Below are 963 nucleotides of genomic sequence, written 5' to 3' on the forward strand. Positions count from 1 at the left end.
TAGCACCAAACTGAATAGGTACATTAGAAACAACTTCACCATACTCATCCACAATAGTAGCATTTAAATAAACAGTATCCAAAGCATTACCAGTCACATTAACAGGACTAATAACAGTACCACGCTTGTCAAAACTAGCATTCCTAGTACTATTCATAGGATTAAAATTCACATCATTACCACTATACTCAGCAACATAAGTAAAATTACCCGCACTAGTAGCAGTATAAACATAAAAAGCAAAACCATTTACATCAGTAACATTTGAACCAACCAATACACCATTAATATAAAAGTTAACAGTTAAATTAGATAAAACATAACCAGCACTATCAGTAATGGTAGCATTAAGAACAGTAACATTCTTATACTTACCACTAACATTAGGAGAAGTAATATTCGGATCAGAGATAGTACTTACATTAAACGTACTTCTCCACCAATCAACCTCAAATGTACCATTAACCCAACCATAAGGAGTAAAAGCAATCCCCACATAATGACTCTTAGATGCATCAAAAAGATAATCATAACCAGAGGCAAGAACAACATCATTCACAGTACCATTAAACTCATTTAAATTAGTCTCAGTAAAAGGATACAAAGAAGAACCATCAAATAACCTAAGATAATAATAAACATAAGCAGTACGATTAGACAAAGTCACATTACCAGGAGTACCACTCACATTCAAAACAATCCAATTAGAAGGACTAACACCAGTCGTAGTAGGAGTATTATTACCCCACCAATTACTATTAATATTAACATTAGCAAACTGAGAAGTATTAGTCCATATAGTACCATTCACATCAGCAGGAGTCTCATTATTATTGAAAAACCTATTAAAACTAGCATTAATCCTTCCTCCAGCATACACTGCATTACCTAAACCAGTAGCAGTATTATTAACAAAACTTGTACCATAAATAGTAGTTTGAGAATTAGCACTAGCTGTATTAA

The 963-nt window shown here is 32.8% G+C and carries 1 protein-coding gene; it reads right to left on the reverse strand.

Going from position 1 to position 963, the window contains the following annotated elements:
- The coding region (locus MBCUR_RS02915; RefSeq protein WP_157077604.1) for an Ig-like domain-containing protein at positions 1 to 963 on the reverse strand (963 nt) is incomplete at both ends.

Origin of the sequence: Methanobrevibacter curvatus, assembly GCF_001639295.1 — an archaeon.
Taxonomy (GTDB): domain Archaea; phylum Methanobacteriota; class Methanobacteria; order Methanobacteriales; family Methanobacteriaceae; genus Methanoflexus; species Methanoflexus curvatus.